This window comes from Alcaligenes sp. Marseille-Q7550 (genome assembly GCF_965112015.1).
Window position 1 is genome coordinate 86,592 of sequence record NZ_CBCOPU010000003.1, and the last position, 13,991, is coordinate 100,582.

Consider the following 13,991-nt stretch of genomic DNA (forward strand, 5'->3'; position numbering starts at 1 on the left):
ATGCGTACTTGGTTCTGGACTCTCATTCTGTTCATTGCCGCCGTGGCGCTCGCCCTGGTGCTGCGTGAACATGCCGGCAATGTCTATCTGGCAACGCCGCATCATCTGGTGCGCTCCTCCCTGACTTTCGTTGTCTTGTCCCTGCTGGCCCTGTTCGTGGCCCTGTACATTCTGCTGCGGCTGCTGGCCTGGGTCAGCGGCGGTCCGGAGCGATTCCGGCTGTGGCGTGGCCGGCGTGCCCAGAAGCGCGACCAGACTTTGCTGGAAACGGGCTGGATAAGCATCCTGGAAGGGCGCTACGACCAGGCCGAGAAAGACATGATGAAGCTCATGAGCAAAACTCGCTCGCAGAGCAGCAATGTCGTCGCCGGCCTGGCCGCGGCCCGCGCCGCGCATTACCAGGGTGACATGACCCAGCGTGACCAAGCCCTGGCGGCGGCTCGCGCCGCCGCCGGCGAAGACACGCGCCTGAAGGAAGCCAGCGCCGTCGCCTCCGCCGAAATGTATCTGGACCAGAATCGGGCCCAGCAGGCCATAGCCCTGCTGCAGCCTCTGCAGGATGCCAGTTCGCGTCACCTGCACGCCGCCCGGCTGCTGCTGCGTGCCTACAGGCAGCAAGGCGATGCCGAGCGCGTCTACGAGCTGACCCGTCTGCTCATGCGCCGCAGCGGCATCGAACGCCAGGAAGCATTGGGGCATATCGAGTTCGCGGCGGCGGCCCGGCTGCGCGCCGGCGGCAGCGAGCAGTTCAAGACGCTGTGGTCGGACCTGAAAGCCGACGAAAAGCTGCTGCCGGGCGTGGCCCTGGAAGCCGCCCTGATCCAGGAGCGCGAAGGCAACTACGAAGACGCGGGCCGCATCCTGGAGCCGGCCATTGCCGCCAGTTTCGACGTCCGCCTGCTGGAGGCCTATGCGCGGTGCCCCGCCGAGCAGGTCGGCCGCCGCCTGGCCAAGGCGGAGGAATGGCTGCGCAGCCAGCCCAACAATCCCGTCCTGCTGTCCACGCTGGGCCATTTGTGCCTGACCAGCCAGCTCTGGGGGCAGGGGGAGCATTACCTGCTGCGCAGCCTGAAGATCCAGGGCGACCTGCGCAACCACGCGCTGCTGGGCAATCTGTACGACAGCCTGGGGCGCCGGGACGAGGCGGTGGCTTACTGGCGCAAGGCTGCCTCCATGGCCGGCACGCTGCCGGTGCTGACGGTGGCCGGCGCCTTGCCGGCGGCCGACACCCGCATGGATCCTGCGCACATCGATGGCGACAGCCTGCCTTCGGACCAGCAAGCCCAGGTCCCGCCCTACGGCGCCAGCGCCGTGGCGGACGATCTGCCCGACAGCGGCCGTCCGCTGCCCGTGGTGGAGCCCATCAAGCCGGCCCCCACGCCCAGCCAGGACGCGCTCACCTCCTCGTCGGACCTGGATGATTATTTCGATACGGCGCCCATCCCCGGCGTCGATCTTTCCCAGACTTCGGACCGTCCCCGACGCTCCAACGATTAACCCTCACCATCTTTTTTAAGGTTTGCAAGAATGAGCCTAGACCGCGTGCCAGCCGGCAAGAAACTGCCCGACGAGTTCAATGTCATCGTTGAAATTCCCATGAACTCCGACCCCGTGAAGTACGAAGTCGACGAGACTGGCGCTATTTTCGTGGACCGCTTCATGCTGACCGCGATGCACTATCCCTGCAACTACGGTTACATCCCCCAGACCATTTCCGAAGACGGCGATCCGGTGGACGTGCTGGTCATCGCGCCGTTCCCCATCCAGATCGGCGCCGTGATCGCCTGCCGCGCCATCGGCGTGCTGAACATGGACGACGAAGCGGGCGGCGACGCCAAGCTGCTGGCCGTGCCCACGGACAAGCTGTATCCCCTGTACCGCCACATCCAGTCCCCCGACGACCTGCAGCCTGAAGAGCTCGAGCGCATCAAGCACTTCTTCGAGCACTACAAGGACATCGAGAAGGGCAAGTGGGTCAAGGTCAAAGGCTGGGACGGCGTGGAAGCCGCCAAGAAAGAGATCGTCGACGGCGCCAAACGCTTCGCAGACAGCCAATCCCAATGAGTACCGTCATCCCCACGCCACCCGTCGCGGCGCTGAACGTCCAGGACAGCGATCAGCTCTTTCCCGTGCGCCGCATCTACTGCGTCGGCCGCAACTACGTGGAGCATGCCCAGGAAATGGGCTTCACCGGCCGCGAAGATCCTTTTTTCTTCTGCAAGCCGGCCGATGCCATCCTGAACGTGCTGCCGGGTCAGGTCTGCGACATGCCGTATCCTTCCCGCACCCAGGACCTGCACCACGAAATCGAGCTCGTTGTGGCACTGTCCAAGGGCGGGCGTGATCTGTCGGTGCAGCAGGCTGCGGAATGCGTGTGGGGATATGCGGTAGGTCTGGACATGACCCGTCGCGACCTGCAGGCCCAGGCCAAGAAAGCCGGCCGCCCCTGGGAGGTCGGCAAGGCCTTCGACCACTCGGCGCCCACCGGCCCGCTGGCGCCGCGCAGCCGCGTCGGCGAACTGATCGCCGGCGCCATCACGCTGGACGTCAACGGCGAGCGCCGCCAGAGCGGCGATCTCTCGCAGCTGATCTGGAATGTGGCCGAGTCCATCGCCTATCTGTCGGGCCTGTTCGAACTGCATCCTGGCGACATCATCTTCACGGGCACGCCCGCAGGCGTCGGCGCGGTCGAGCGCGGCGATGTCATGCATGGCGCCATTGAAGGGGTGGGCAGCATAGACGTGCGCCTGGTCTGATCGCCAGTCCTCGCGCAGGTTTCGCTGTTCGTGGCGAAGCGGAGCTGCGTGCAACGTGCTTTCGTAACGTGGCGCTGAAGCTCCGGCCTTGCGGTCGGAGCTTTTTTATTCATGGCAAAGAGCCCGCTTGCGGGCCTTGACTGCAGGCTGCTTGCCTGCAAACTCTTTTCGCTAATTTTCTCGTCGACATGGATTTTGGCGGCCTGTTCCTGACGCTGCAAGTGCTCATCGTGGCGGGCGTGGCAAGCTGGTGCCTGCTGACCCTGGGTGTGTTCGTATTGCTGCGCGGCAGAGTATCCAGGGGCCGGCGGCTGGCCTGGACGCTGCTGTTTTTCAGCCTGCCCGTGTTGTGGCTGGCGTTTCACATGCTCTGGGCCTACGTCTTGCTGGTTCTGGAATGGCGGTATTGAATCAGGGGCGGGTGCCCGCCCTGCGCTGAGACACAATCAGCCAGCTCGGTTTTTGCGAATTGGAGGGGGCGGGCGGGAAGGGCAGACTATGGACTGACTTTGGGGAGATTCCTATGAGGCAGTCCAGCATGCAGCAGCGCGGCCAGGGCATGGTCGAATACCTGGTCATCGTGGCCCTGGTGGCGGTGGCCGCCATCGCGGTGTATCAATCCTTCGGGCAGGTCATACGCAACCAGACAGCGGCCATGGCCAAGGAGCTGGCCGGCGAGGACGGATCGGAACAGACCCGCCAGGCTCAGTCGGCTGCTGCCGCGGCCGCTGCGCAGGGCGCCTCCAAGGGGCTCAAGTCCTTCACGGGCAATGCGCAATGACGCCGCCGCGCAGGTCCCAGCAGGGTGCGGCGCTGGCCTGGGGGCTGGTGTCCCTGTCTCTTCTGTCCGTGGCGTGGCTCGGGTACTTTCACGTCAACCAGATCGCCGAGCAGCAAGGGCGTCTTTCGCTCGTGCTGGATGCGGCCGCCTACAGCGCGGCAACCGAGCAGGCGCGCACCCTGAACCTGCTGGCCTACATCAATCGCGCCCAGCTGGGGCATCAGCTTGCCCTGGCGCACCTGCTGACCCTGGCCACCTGGGACCGGGCGGCGCAAACCCAGTCCGGGCAGATGCGGCGCGGCAATCCGCCCGCGTATCTGATCGCCATGATGTTCGGGCCGGGCCATGGATCCGCCTACCTGGGCGCCCGCTCGGCCGGCGATGGCCAACGCTCCCTGGAGCAGGCCTTCGAGGGCCACCAGCAGCTTATCCATCAGGTGCTGGCCAAGGCGCAGGAGCAACTGGTCCAGGAACTGCCTCAACGTCGCCGCGCCATCATTCAGGCCATCCTGGATGGCAGCCTGCCGGATTGGCCGGTTCAGGAGCGTTCCTGGCAACTGGAAGAAGACGGCTGGCCTGGTTTTCTGCAGCGGCGCAGCGGTCTGGCGCAATGGCGGCCGGCCTTGACGCGCTTGACGGCCTTGTACGGCTTTCTCGGACCACGTGATCATCTTGCCAGCTCGTTCTGGGTCGTGGATCCTCGATGTCCGCTGTGGCGGCATCGCTTGCGCCGCTTGGGGCGTACGGAGATGGACGATGGTGGCCGCTGGCATTCCAGCGATACGCAATCCTTGCATGCCGTGCGAGCCAATCGATGGCTGGGCTGCTACTACCGCGAGTACGCCATGGCCTGGGCCTTGCAGACGCCCAGGGAAACGTCCGGCATTCAGGCGCCTGCGGACTTTTCCGCGCAGAGTTTCTGGCGTTGGGCCCTGGAGCAGGGCAATACATCGCTTTTTTCGGCTGACGATAACGCCGTGGCCAAGGCGTGGGCCCGGCGCGACGTCATGGATTGGAAGCAGGCGGGCTTGCCGGATGGATATTCGATCGCCATGCCGGGTTCGCGTCTCGGCCTGTGCTTGCGCTTGCGCGGTCAAGGCCATCTTGGGCAGGCCGTTCATGCCCATTCTTGCGCTCAAACCTTTTTTTCTCTGCCGCCCGGTTCCCATGACGAGGACTCTGGTTCTTCCAGCCTGTTTCTGCCTTTTTGGCAGGCGCGGCTGAGCGGCGCCGATCAAACGTCCGTGCGCAAGCCTCGCCGTAGAAGGCGAGGCCAGGCAAGGCCGGCTCGCTGCAATGCACGCCGCGCCTCTGCATCACGGCAAAAAAGCGCCGGCCGCCAGGCCCGAGTTCTTCATGTCGGCGGGGAGCAGTCATGATCATGCGCCTTCTCGCAAACAGGCAGCAAGGAGCCGTGCTGGTGGAGGCCTGCCTTCTGGGAGTGGTGCTGTGCCTGTTGATCCTGAGCGGGCGCTGGCTGATGAGCCAGCAGAATCGCCTGCAGCAGCTACAGCAGTTCAGCCATGCGCAGGTGTTCGTGCATGACTCGCAAGGTGTGCCGATCAGCGAAGGCAATGGGCCGCCGGAGGAGTTTCTCCTCAGCCGACGCTTCGACGCATTGCCTGCCCAGGGGGCGGAGTCCTTGAGGATAGAGTTGCTGGGCATGCGAAGCGGCACCTGGCAGGTCCGGTCCAGCATGGGCATGGACTGGCCTGCATGGATGCCCGGTGAGCGGGCGGCGCTGACGCTGGCGCGTCAATCCCATCTGCTGGCGGGGGCGGGGCAGGCGGACGATACACAAAGTGCAAAGGCCCGCCTTGTCGGCAGCCGCAGCGCGTGGGGGCGCGCCACTCGAGCCAGCCTGCAGGCGGCGCAGGCATCCATGCAGGCGGCCGCGCCGCTGGATTCGGCTTGGGGACGGGCGCTCCCGGATCTGGATTGGTTCGGTCCCTGGCAGGATGTCGCACCGGATCTGGCCACGCGCTTGTGCACGGGCCTCGCTGCTGATGGCGAAGGCGAGCAAGGCCGGATCAACGCGGCGCCGCAAGCGCCTGCGCACTGTGGCGCAGATGCTGCGGCCGGCATGGCGGGGTTCTCGAACCGACTGGAGGCGCCGTGAAATCCTGGCTTGTCTTCTGTCTGCTGCTCGCTCCTGGATTCTGCCGGGCTGCAGCGGTACCGCCGCCCTTGAACGATCCGGCGGTGAACTGGAGCGGGGGCCAGGGCAGTCGCACGCCTCAAGGGCTGTTGTGGTCCTGGAACATGCGGACAGATCTGCCCGCGCGGGATTTGTCGGAGCGGCTCGAACCGGCTTGCGGCGCATTCCACCGCGCTCTGCGCCTGCACAAACAATGGGTGTTCAGCGCGCAGCACGGGAACAGAAGCTGCGTGCTGTGGCTGGACGGCCTGCACGGGCCGGACCTGTCAGGCTCTTTGAGCATGTCGGAGGCGGCCCGCCCGGAGCCGATGCCGTCGGCGCCCATCCCCGGACCTGTGTTGTGGCAACACGAACAGCAAGGGGAAGGGCGGGCCTGGCTGGTCCAGGTCCAGGATGGCTGGCGCACCCGTCTTGGCGCCGCCGGGTGGCGTCCGGCCGCCTCGAGGGACGTCTGGCGGCGGGAGCAGTCCGTGCTGGAAGTCGTCGAGGTGGAGCATGGGCGCCTCATGTATCTGTTGGTGATCTGCAGGGGCTGTACACAGGAGTCGCCATGACTTTTTCCGCCTTGTTTCGTGTTGTCCGCCATCCCAGCGTCGGATTGGGGGGAGCGGCTCTGCTGGCCGGCCTGATGGCGGCCGGGTCCATGAGCGAGTATCTCGATCAGCAGGAGCAGGCGCTGCGTCAGGCCGCAGTCCGTCCGCATGTCGAACGCGTGGTCGCCGCCGTCGCGCTGGAAGCTGGAACGGTGTTGCAGGTCGCCCATCTGGCCGCGCGCGCCTATCCGGCGGAACTGGCGCCCAGCGACAGCCTGGACGCAGCGCGTTTCGGGGATCTGGACGGCATGGTGCTCACCCAGGCTCTGCGGGCGGGGGACCTGATCACACGGGCGCGCGTGCAGGCGCCATCCGGGCCTTTCTCCGAACAGTTGCTGTCGGGCAGGCGTGCCGTGACGGTGCCGGTCGATGCACTCAGTTCGGTTTCCGGCCTGATCCGCCCCGGCGACCTGATCGACATCTACGTCAGCTTCGACGATCGTCAGCGGCGCGTCACCGCTCCTTTGCTGCAATCCGTGGCGGTGCTGGCGACGGGCCACAAGTCGCAGGGAACGGGGGGCGGCCCAGGCGCTGAGACGGAGGGCTACAACACGTTGACCCTGGACGTGGGGCCGGACGAGGCCCTGAAGCTGCTGGCGGCGCGCCAGCACGGCCGCATCACGGCCCTGCTGCGCCATCCTGATGACCAGACGCCCCATCAAGCTGCTGTGCGCGGCGAACTGGCCGATATCCTGGGCCTCGCGCCGGATGGCGCACCCGGCAAGCCTGTGGAGGTCCTGTACGGCAATCGGCCGTCGCGCGATGTCGGATCGCCGGAGTTGGAAAGGTTGGGCTGGCTGGACTTGCCTGATGTCCTTGCCGTGCCAAAGGGGCGGCCATGAAAGAGACCAGGCGTCTTTGCCGTTGGCTGGGCCTGTTCATGCTGAGCTGTATGCCCGCACAGCTCTGCGCGCAGGATCTGGCTTTGCAGGTGGGCGAGTTGCTGGTCTTGCCGGGTGGTCAGGTCGAACGTGTGGCGGTGGGCGACGGCGATATCGTCCATGCTGTCACCACGGATGCGCGCGAATTGATCCTGTTCGCCCGCAAGGCGGGCGCCACATCGGTGCAGGTCTGGCGCAATTCGGGCCAAAGCCGATCGTACCAGGTGCAGGTTTCGCCCGAGAACCATCGCCAGACCCTGTCCGAACTGCGGGAGCTGTTGGCGCGCATTCCGCAATTGCGCATCAGCGAACTGGGCGGCAAGCTGGTGCTGGAAGGCGAAGGGCTCAGCGACCAGGACAAGGAACGCATCCAGTCCCTCAGCCAGCAGCATCCCCAACTGCTGGACTTCACCCAGCAGGACGGCTGGGAGCCCATGGTGCTGCTGGATGTGCAGGTGGTCGAAGTGCCCCGCAACAGCCTGCGCGAACTGGGCGTACGATGGGAAGGCGCCTCTCAGGGGGGATTGAGCATGGGAGGCGGCTGGGACGCCGCCACGCATCAGTTCCTGGAGCGTCCCGGCGAAGCCGTGCTGCCCTTGCCCTTTCCGGCGCGGCATGGCGCGGCCTTCTTCGGAGTGGGAGCGCTGATGTCGGCCCGGGTGCAGGCCATGGCTCAGGAGGGCCAGGCCGTGGTGCTGGCCCAGCCCCAGCTTCTGGCGCGCAGCGGCTCGCAGGCCGAGTTCCTTGCCGGCGGGGAATTGCCTTACACCGTGACGGACGCCAAGGGCAACAGCAACACGGCGTTCAAGCCCTATGGCGTGTCATTGCGCATCGTGCCGCGGGTGGAGCGCGGCGGCCTGGTGCGTTCGCGCATCGAGGTCGAAGTCAGTTCGGTGGACGCCAGCCTGTCGCAGCCTGCGGGCCCCTCGCTCAAGACCCGCCGCGCCTCCACGGAGTTCAATGTGCGCTCCGGCCAGACGCTGGTGTTGGCCGGTTTCATTTCGCGCGAGGAATCCCGCCATGTCGATCGGCTGCCGGGCCTGGCCAGCCTGCCCGTCCTGGGGGCGCTGTTCCGTTCGGAGCGCTTCGCTCGCCAGGAGACGGAGCTGGCGGTGTTCGTCACGCCCACCCTGGTGACCGCGGATCATCCGGATCTGCTCTCGCGTCAGGCGAACTCGGCCCAGTGGCTGGAACAGGCCTTTCCCGATGCGCCCAGGCTGAACACGCCGGTACGCAGCCCCGTCGCCGAGCCTGCGGTGGATTCATTCTGGCGCGGCAATGCATCCCAATGGCGCAATTCCGATGCCGAGGTCTACCGTGTTGAACCTTGAAGTCTGCTCCGAGCGCGACGCTGCGCGCCGTTGTTCTCTGGCCCTGCCCGCGCTGATAGGGCGGGATCCGGGCTGCGACCTGGTCCTGCCGTCCTGGCGTATCGCCCGCCAGCATGCCAGCCTTCTGGACCGGGCGGGCGCCGTGTATGTGCAGGACCACGGCTCCCTGACCGGAGTGCTGCTCAATGGGCGGCGCGTCTACGACGACGGACCTTTGCGCCAGGGCGATGTGCTGACACTGGGAGGGTTTACCCTGCGGGTGCTGGGTCTGCTTCATGTGTCTTCCGAGGCGGACAGATCGCGGGGAGTCGAGCCGGCCGAGCAGGCGGAACCGCTTGCATCGCCGCCCGCACAGAGCGCGATGTTCAGGCAGGAGCAACAGCGCCTGCATCAGGCCTTGCTCGATGCCCTGGAGCTGGAACGCCGCGACCTGTCCAGGGTCAGCGATCAGCAGTTGTATCAAGAGGCCTATGAGTGCGTGGGCCGGCTCATCCAGGCCCAATGCGCCTTGCCGCCCGACGAGCAGGCCGGCCTGCAGGCGGCGGTGTGCGCCGAAGCAGTGGGTCTGGGGCCTCTGGAGCCCTTGCTGGCCGACCCCGGCGTATCGGAGATCATGGTCAATCATTACGCCAGCGTCTTCGTGGAGCAGGGAGGGCGTCTTCAGCCGCACCCGGCCTCCTTCAGCAGCGAAGCGGCCCTGAGGGCCGTCATCGATCGCATCCTGGCGCCGATTGGGCGCCGCCTGGATGTCAGCTCGCCGGCCGTGGACGGCCGGCTGTCCGACGGCTCCCGCTTCCATGCCGTGCTGGCCCCGGTCGCGGTCAAAGGCACTTGCGTGACCATACGCAAGTTTCCCAGACGCCGCCTGTCACTGGACGATCTGCTGCGCTCAGGCAGCCTGTCCGCCGACATGGCTGTCTTCCTGCGCCAGGCTGTGGACCAGCGCTGCAATGTGCTGGTGTCCGGCGGCACCGGCACGGGCAAGACGACCTTGCTCAACGTGCTCAGCACCTGCATCGATCCCGGCGAGCGCATCGTCACGCTGGAGGATGCGGCGGAACTGCAGTTGCAGCATGCGAACTGGGTGGCGTTGGAATCGCGTCCCGCCAATGCGGAGGGGCAGGGCCAGGTGGACATACGCAGCCTGCTGCGCCAGGCCTTGCGCATGAGGCCGGACCGGATCGTGGTGGGGGAGTGCCGCGGGGCGGAAGCTTTCGACATGCTCTCGGCCATGAACACCGGCCACGAGGGATCCATGGGGACCTTGCATGCGAACAGCCCCCGCGACGCCCTGTCCCGCCTGGAGGGCATGGTCCTGATGGCGGGCCTGGACCTGCCCCTGAACGTCGTGCGCGAGCATATCGCCCGGGCCTTGCATGTGCTGGTTCAGCTGTGCCGCTTGCCGGACGGCCGCCGCCTGATCAGCGAGATCGTGGAAGTGACCGGCATCGAAGGGCACTGCATTCAGATGCAGACCTTGTACAGCTATCGTCCGGAGGGCGGCTTCAGCGGCAGCGGCCTGGTGTCCGAGCGTCTGGGCTTGCTCCGGAGGGAGCGGCCATGAAGCTTGCGGCGCTCATCCTTGTGCTGCTGGGCGCGTGCCTGCTGGCGTTCCTGCTGCTGCGCCTGTCCAGCGGGCTGGCCCGATCCTATCGCCGGCACCTGCAGGCCAGTTCCAGGGACAGCCTGCAATCTCATTTTGTCTTCGTACGCAGCCAGTACCTGGTGGCGGCCAGTGCGGCGCTGCCGCCCGTGCTTCTGGCGTTCGTCTGGTGGTTGTGGCAATCGCTCGTGCTGGCGGCGGCTTGCGCCATTGCGGGGCTGGTGCTGCCTATCCTGCTGCTGCGCGGCGTGCGGGCCCGCCGCCTGCAGCGCCTGCGCCGGCAATTGCCGGATTTTGTCCTGTCCCTGGCCCTGGCGCTGCAAGCCGGCCTGGCTCTGCAGGCCGCTTTGCAGCAACTGGCGCAATCTCTTGCGCCGCCTCTGGGGCAGGAGCTGCGCCTGCTCTTGCGTCAACAGCGGCTGGGCCTGGGGCGGCAGGCCAGCTATGACGAACTGCTGGCGCGCGCGCCCCTGGCCGAGCTGGGCATGTTTCTGAGCGTTCTGCACATGGGGCTGGGAACAGGAGCCGGATTGGCCGGCATGCTCAAGATTCTGTCCCAGACCTTGCGAAACCGCCTGGCCATGGAGGAGAAGATCCAGGCCCTGACCGCTCAGGCTCGTCTGCAGGCGCGCATCATGCTGGGACTGCCGCTGCTGCTGGCCGTTGTCCTGTATGCGCTGGATCCGGAAGGCTTTGGACAGGCCTGGTTCAGCCGGACCGGCGCCTGGGTGGCGGCAGGCATCCTGGCCATGCTGTCCACCGGCCTGTGGTGGATGCGCCTGATCCTGCGCGGCAAGGAGTAGGCATGCATCGACTTTCCCGGCTGCTGGCCGGCGCGAGCGCAAGCTGCTTGTCGATGGCCTTGCTGTGGGGCTGGCAGGCGCGCTGTCGGCAGTTGATGCGAGCTGGCCGGCGGCCCGCGCAAGCAGCCCTGCAGGCCTGGGAGGCCCCGTTTCTCAAGTTGCTGGCGATGGCGGGTTCCTTGCCTGTGATCAACGAATGGCTGCATCGCCTCGCCGGGCCGACGGCTCGGGATCCGGTCGGCGCCTTGGCCAGGACCTTGGCGCTGGCCAGCCTGCTTGCGCTGGGCAGTGCGGCGGCCTTGTTGCGTCTGGGTTTTCCGTTGCGCGCCACCGCGTGGACCTGCGCGGCCATCGTGCCGGTCAGTCTGATGCATTGGCTGCAGCAGGTGCGCGTCTCCCTGCGCAGGCAGGCCGGCGCCTGTCGTCGCGACCTGCCGTTCTTTCTGGACCTGCTGGTGTTGGCGGTGGAGTCGGGGCTGGGGCTGCAGCAAGCATGGACCCAATCCCTGGAAAGTCTTCCCGATGGCGCCTTGAGGCATGTCCTGTCCATGGCGCTGGCGGACATGCGCACCGGGCGACGGCTGTCGCAGGCCATGCGTTCCGCGGGGCGACGGATCAGGCTGGCGGACCTGGAGGAACTGGCCCTGGCGCTGGAGGTGGCCCAGGAGACGGGCCTGTCCCTGGCAAGCTTGCTGCGCGCCCAATCGGAGCAGTTGCGCAACCGCTTGCACTTGGAAGCCGAGCAGCGGGCCTTGAAGCTGCCTGTCCACCTGCTTCTGCCTTTGGTGGTCTGCATCTTTCCCTGCACCTTCCTGGTTCTGGGCATGACCTTGCTGGGGCCGTGGCTGTCGGCGCCTTTCTGAGGCGGCGCTCATGGACGCACGTCTGCTGTGCCTGCATGATGCCCGCCACGCCTGGTCGCGGCTCCGTGGCTGGCGTGCGCTTCCGCGCGACGGCGGCCTGCACGGCATGTGGTTGCGGCCTTGCCGAGCCGTTCATACCTGGGGGCTGCGCGAGCCCTTGGATCTGTGTTTTCTGGATCGATGCGACCAACCCTTGCGTTTTTGCTCTCATGTGCCGGTCGGTACTTGGCGCTGGTGCCCGCAAGCGTATTCCGTGCTGGAGGCGCCGGCGGGATTCTTGTGCGGCCTCCAGGGATTCGGGCCATGGCGGGATGCCTTGCGGCAACTGCGGCAGGGCGTAGGGCGAGCCTGGGTGATTCTGGATGATCCTGGGTGATGCCGATGGCAGGCTTGGTCCACGGTTGTGAACGAAGCCTGCCCTTGGGCCGGATCAGACGGCCGGCCTGGGGGTGGAATCCCCGAATACGCTGCGGTAGGCCGGGTAGAAGCTGGCGTAGAGTACGGCGGCGATCGCCAGGTTGACGGGTGTCAGCAGCACCGTGAGGGTGCCGGGACTCAGGCCGGCGCCCAGCATGAGCTGGCCCAGGGTCTGAAGGCCATAGAAAGCGGCGGCCCAGCACAGGCCATAGAGCAGGAAGGCCGCCTTGTTGCGCCAGCAGGCCACCATGGAAAAGAACAAGGCCTGCTTGATGGGCACGGCGTGCCAGCCCACCAGGGCGGGCGCGTGCCAGAACAGGCCCGACAAGCCAATGTACAGGATGAAGAAGGTCAGGATGGGCTTGCGGAAGGCCGACATGATCTCTTCCGGGCTGGCGGCATTGCTGTTGGCCATCAGGTCGGCCAGCTCCTGCACGAAAGGCGCGGTGGCGAGGAACCCCGCGGCCAGGCAGGCCAGCAGATAGATCAGGCCAAGCTGGATCAGCCGGGCGCGTACATTGGAGGGCTTGACCGGCTCCAGCCACATGCCCAGCCGCATGGTCTGGCCGCCGTCTATGCGTCGGCAGGCGTTCTGCACGATGAAGGTCATGGAAGGCACGAGCACGATCAGGATCATCTGGCCGAAGATCGGGAAGAGGGTGCTCAGATTGATCAGGATGGATGTCACCAGGCTCCAGAAGAAGAGCGCGGCGGGCTGCAGCCTGAACAGCCGCATGCCTTCCTGAATCCAGTACCAGCCATAGAGAAAGGGGAGCTTGGCAGCCTGCATGGTCGGTATCCGTGATCAGCGCGGCAGGGCGGGGACGCCGTGGTCGCGGCGCTGGCGCAGCACGCGCTCGAAATGGCGGGGGTCGTGGGGCTTGAGCGTCTGGGCCGGACGCGGCAGGAATAATCGTGCAGGCGCGACACCCAGAAGCGCAGGGCGGCCGCCTGGATCAGGCGCGGCCAGGCTTGCCGTTCGGCATCGGTGAAGGGACGCACCTGGGCGTAGGCCTGCAGCCAGGCCTGCGCTTTTTCCAGGTCCAGGGCGCCGGTCAGGCGGTCTATGCACCAGTCGTTCACGCCCACAGCCACATCGAACAGCCAGGTGTCGCAGCCTGCGAAGTAGAAGTCGATGATGCCGCCCATCTGGGGAGAATCCGACGTGCCGGCAAACAGCACATTGTCGCGGAACAGGTCGCAGTGGGCCGGCCCCTTGGGCAGGCTGCGGTAGCAGTCCGTGGCGGCGAAATCGGTCTGCTCCTTCAGCACGGTCTGGATCAGCTCAGCCTGGCCGGCATCCAGGAAGGGCAGCACCTGTGGAACGGTGGCCTGCCACCAGGACAGGCCGCGCAGATTGGGCTGCTCCAGCGGGAAGTCCTGCGCGGCCAGGTGCGCCCGGGCCTGGGTGGCGGCGGTCTGCCGGCAGTGCTCCACGGTGGGATCGGGCTCGTAGCCTCCGCGCAGGCGCGTGACGATGGAGCAGGGCTTGCCGTGCATGACGCCGATGCGCTTGCCGTCGCGGCGCGTCATGGGTTCGGGCACCGGCACGCCCTTGGCGGCCAGGTGATGCATCAGTTCGACGTAGAAGGGCAGTTGCTCCAGCGTCAGCACTTCGAACAGGGTCAGGACATACTCGCCTTGCGTGGTGGTCAGGAAGTAATTGGTGTTTTCAATGCCGGCGGTGATGCCGCGCAGGGAGACCAGCTCCCCGATGTTGTAGTGGTCCAGCAGTGCGCGGGCATCCAGTTCGCTGACAGAGGTAAAAACAGCCATGCTTGATTCAGTGTCCGGTTGGAAGGTGG

Annotated in this window: 14 protein-coding genes and 1 pseudogene; 13 read left to right on the forward strand and 2 right to left on the reverse strand. The window is 66.4% G+C overall.

The window, feature by feature from the left end; translation table 11 throughout:
• From ACWPWO_RS16890 to ACWPWO_RS16950, 13 genes are all read left to right on the forward strand, one after another.
• On the forward strand, window positions 1–1,497 hold the full coding sequence (locus tag ACWPWO_RS16890) for a heme biosynthesis HemY N-terminal domain-containing protein (protein ID WP_454007579.1): 1,497 nt from the start codon (window positions 1–3) through the stop codon (window positions 1,495–1,497).
• Window positions 1,498–1,527: 30 nt separating this feature from the next.
• Entirely contained in the window at window positions 1,528–2,064 is a 537-nt protein-coding gene (gene ppa / locus ACWPWO_RS16895) for an inorganic diphosphatase (protein ID WP_454007580.1), read from the forward strand.
• On the forward strand, window positions 2,061–2,756 hold the full coding sequence (locus ACWPWO_RS16900; RefSeq protein WP_454007581.1) for a fumarylacetoacetate hydrolase family protein: 696 nt from the start codon (window positions 2,061–2,063) through the stop codon (window positions 2,754–2,756). The genes ppa and ACWPWO_RS16900 overlap by 4 nt, the downstream gene beginning before the upstream one ends.
• Window positions 2,757–2,944: 188 nt before the next feature.
• Window positions 2,945–3,166, forward strand: coding sequence for a hypothetical protein (locus ACWPWO_RS16905; protein ID WP_454007582.1), 222 nt, complete (start codon window positions 2,945–2,947; stop codon window positions 3,164–3,166).
• A gap of 113 nt (window positions 3,167–3,279) precedes the next feature.
• The gene (locus ACWPWO_RS16910; RefSeq protein ID WP_454007583.1) at window positions 3,280–3,537 is read left to right on the forward strand and encodes a hypothetical protein; all 258 of its coding nucleotides are present in this window, start codon (window positions 3,280–3,282) and stop codon (window positions 3,535–3,537) included.
• Window positions 3,534–4,916 (forward strand): hypothetical protein, encoded by a 1,383-nt coding sequence (locus ACWPWO_RS16915; RefSeq protein ID WP_454007584.1) that lies wholly within the window; start codon window positions 3,534–3,536, stop codon window positions 4,914–4,916. The genes ACWPWO_RS16910 and ACWPWO_RS16915 overlap by 4 nt, the downstream gene beginning before the upstream one ends.
• The gene (locus ACWPWO_RS16920; protein ID WP_454007585.1) at window positions 4,913–5,656 is read left to right on the forward strand and encodes a pilus assembly protein TadE; all 744 of its coding nucleotides are present in this window, start codon (window positions 4,913–4,915) and stop codon (window positions 5,654–5,656) included. Before ACWPWO_RS16915 ends, ACWPWO_RS16920 begins: the two co-directional genes overlap by 4 nt.
• Window positions 5,653–6,249, forward strand: coding sequence for a hypothetical protein (locus tag ACWPWO_RS16925; protein WP_454007586.1), 597 nt, complete (start codon window positions 5,653–5,655; stop codon window positions 6,247–6,249). The genes ACWPWO_RS16920 and ACWPWO_RS16925 overlap by 4 nt, the downstream gene beginning before the upstream one ends.
• Window positions 6,246–7,130, forward strand: a complete 885-nt coding sequence (cpaB, locus tag ACWPWO_RS16930) for a Flp pilus assembly protein CpaB (RefSeq protein WP_454007587.1) — start codon at window positions 6,246–6,248, stop codon at window positions 7,128–7,130. The genes ACWPWO_RS16925 and cpaB overlap by 4 nt, the downstream gene beginning before the upstream one ends.
• Window positions 7,131–7,168: 38 nt before the next feature.
• Complete coding sequence (locus ACWPWO_RS16935; RefSeq protein ID WP_454007811.1) at window positions 7,169–8,500, forward strand: type II and III secretion system protein family protein; 1,332 nt, start codon at window positions 7,169–7,171, stop codon at window positions 8,498–8,500.
• A complete protein-coding gene (locus tag ACWPWO_RS16940) occupies window positions 8,490–10,064 on the forward strand; it encodes an ATPase, T2SS/T4P/T4SS family (RefSeq protein WP_454007812.1) in 1,575 nt (524 codons plus the stop codon). The genes ACWPWO_RS16935 and ACWPWO_RS16940 overlap by 11 nt, the downstream gene beginning before the upstream one ends.
• Window positions 10,061–10,906, forward strand: a complete 846-nt coding sequence (locus ACWPWO_RS16945) for a type II secretion system F family protein (RefSeq protein ID WP_454007588.1) — start codon at window positions 10,061–10,063, stop codon at window positions 10,904–10,906. Before ACWPWO_RS16940 ends, ACWPWO_RS16945 begins: the two co-directional genes overlap by 4 nt.
• Window positions 10,907–10,908: 2 nt before the next feature.
• Window positions 10,909–11,769, forward strand: a complete 861-nt coding sequence (locus ACWPWO_RS16950; RefSeq protein WP_454007589.1) for a type II secretion system F family protein — start codon at window positions 10,909–10,911, stop codon at window positions 11,767–11,769.
• A 430-nt stretch (window positions 11,770–12,199) separates the two neighbouring features.
• Here ACWPWO_RS16950 and ACWPWO_RS16955 read toward each other — a convergent pair whose 3' ends face one another.
• Both ACWPWO_RS16955 and ACWPWO_RS16960 read right to left on the reverse strand, forming a co-directional pair.
• Complete coding sequence (locus ACWPWO_RS16955; protein ID WP_454007813.1) at window positions 12,200–12,922, reverse strand: BPSS1780 family membrane protein; 723 nt, start codon at window positions 12,920–12,922, stop codon at window positions 12,200–12,202.
• A 69-nt stretch (window positions 12,923–12,991) separates the two neighbouring features.
• A pseudogene (locus tag ACWPWO_RS16960) lies at window positions 12,992–13,962 on the reverse strand (homoserine kinase).
• Window positions 13,963–13,991: the final 29 nt, after the last annotated feature.

Bases quoted from the DNA above. Each gene is read 5' to 3' on its own strand.
- ACWPWO_RS16890 (WP_454007579.1), top strand. From the start codon at position 1: ATGCGTACTTGGTTCTGGACTCTCATTCTGTTCATTGCCGCCGTGGCG.
- ppa (WP_454007580.1), top strand. From the start codon at position 1,528: ATGAGCCTAGACCGCGTGCCAGCCGGCAAGAAACTGCCCGACGAGTTC.
- ACWPWO_RS16900 (WP_454007581.1), top strand. From the start codon at position 2,061: ATGAGTACCGTCATCCCCACGCCACCCGTCGCGGCGCTGAACGTCCAG.
- ACWPWO_RS16905 (WP_454007582.1), top strand. From the start codon at position 2,945: ATGGATTTTGGCGGCCTGTTCCTGACGCTGCAAGTGCTCATCGTGGCG.
- ACWPWO_RS16910 (WP_454007583.1), top strand. From the start codon at position 3,280: ATGAGGCAGTCCAGCATGCAGCAGCGCGGCCAGGGCATGGTCGAATAC.
- ACWPWO_RS16915 (WP_454007584.1), top strand. From the start codon at position 3,534: ATGACGCCGCCGCGCAGGTCCCAGCAGGGTGCGGCGCTGGCCTGGGGG.
- ACWPWO_RS16920 (WP_454007585.1), top strand. From the start codon at position 4,913: ATGATCATGCGCCTTCTCGCAAACAGGCAGCAAGGAGCCGTGCTGGTG.
- cpaB (WP_454007587.1), top strand. From the start codon at position 6,246: ATGACTTTTTCCGCCTTGTTTCGTGTTGTCCGCCATCCCAGCGTCGGA.
- ACWPWO_RS16935 (WP_454007811.1), top strand. From the start codon at position 7,169: ATGCTGAGCTGTATGCCCGCACAGCTCTGCGCGCAGGATCTGGCTTTG.
- ACWPWO_RS16945 (WP_454007588.1), top strand. From the start codon at position 10,061: ATGAAGCTTGCGGCGCTCATCCTTGTGCTGCTGGGCGCGTGCCTGCTG.
- ACWPWO_RS16950 (WP_454007589.1), top strand. From the start codon at position 10,909: ATGCATCGACTTTCCCGGCTGCTGGCCGGCGCGAGCGCAAGCTGCTTG.
- ACWPWO_RS16955 (WP_454007813.1), bottom strand. From the start codon at position 12,922: ATGCGGCTGTTCAGGCTGCAGCCCGCCGCGCTCTTCTTCTGGAGCCTG.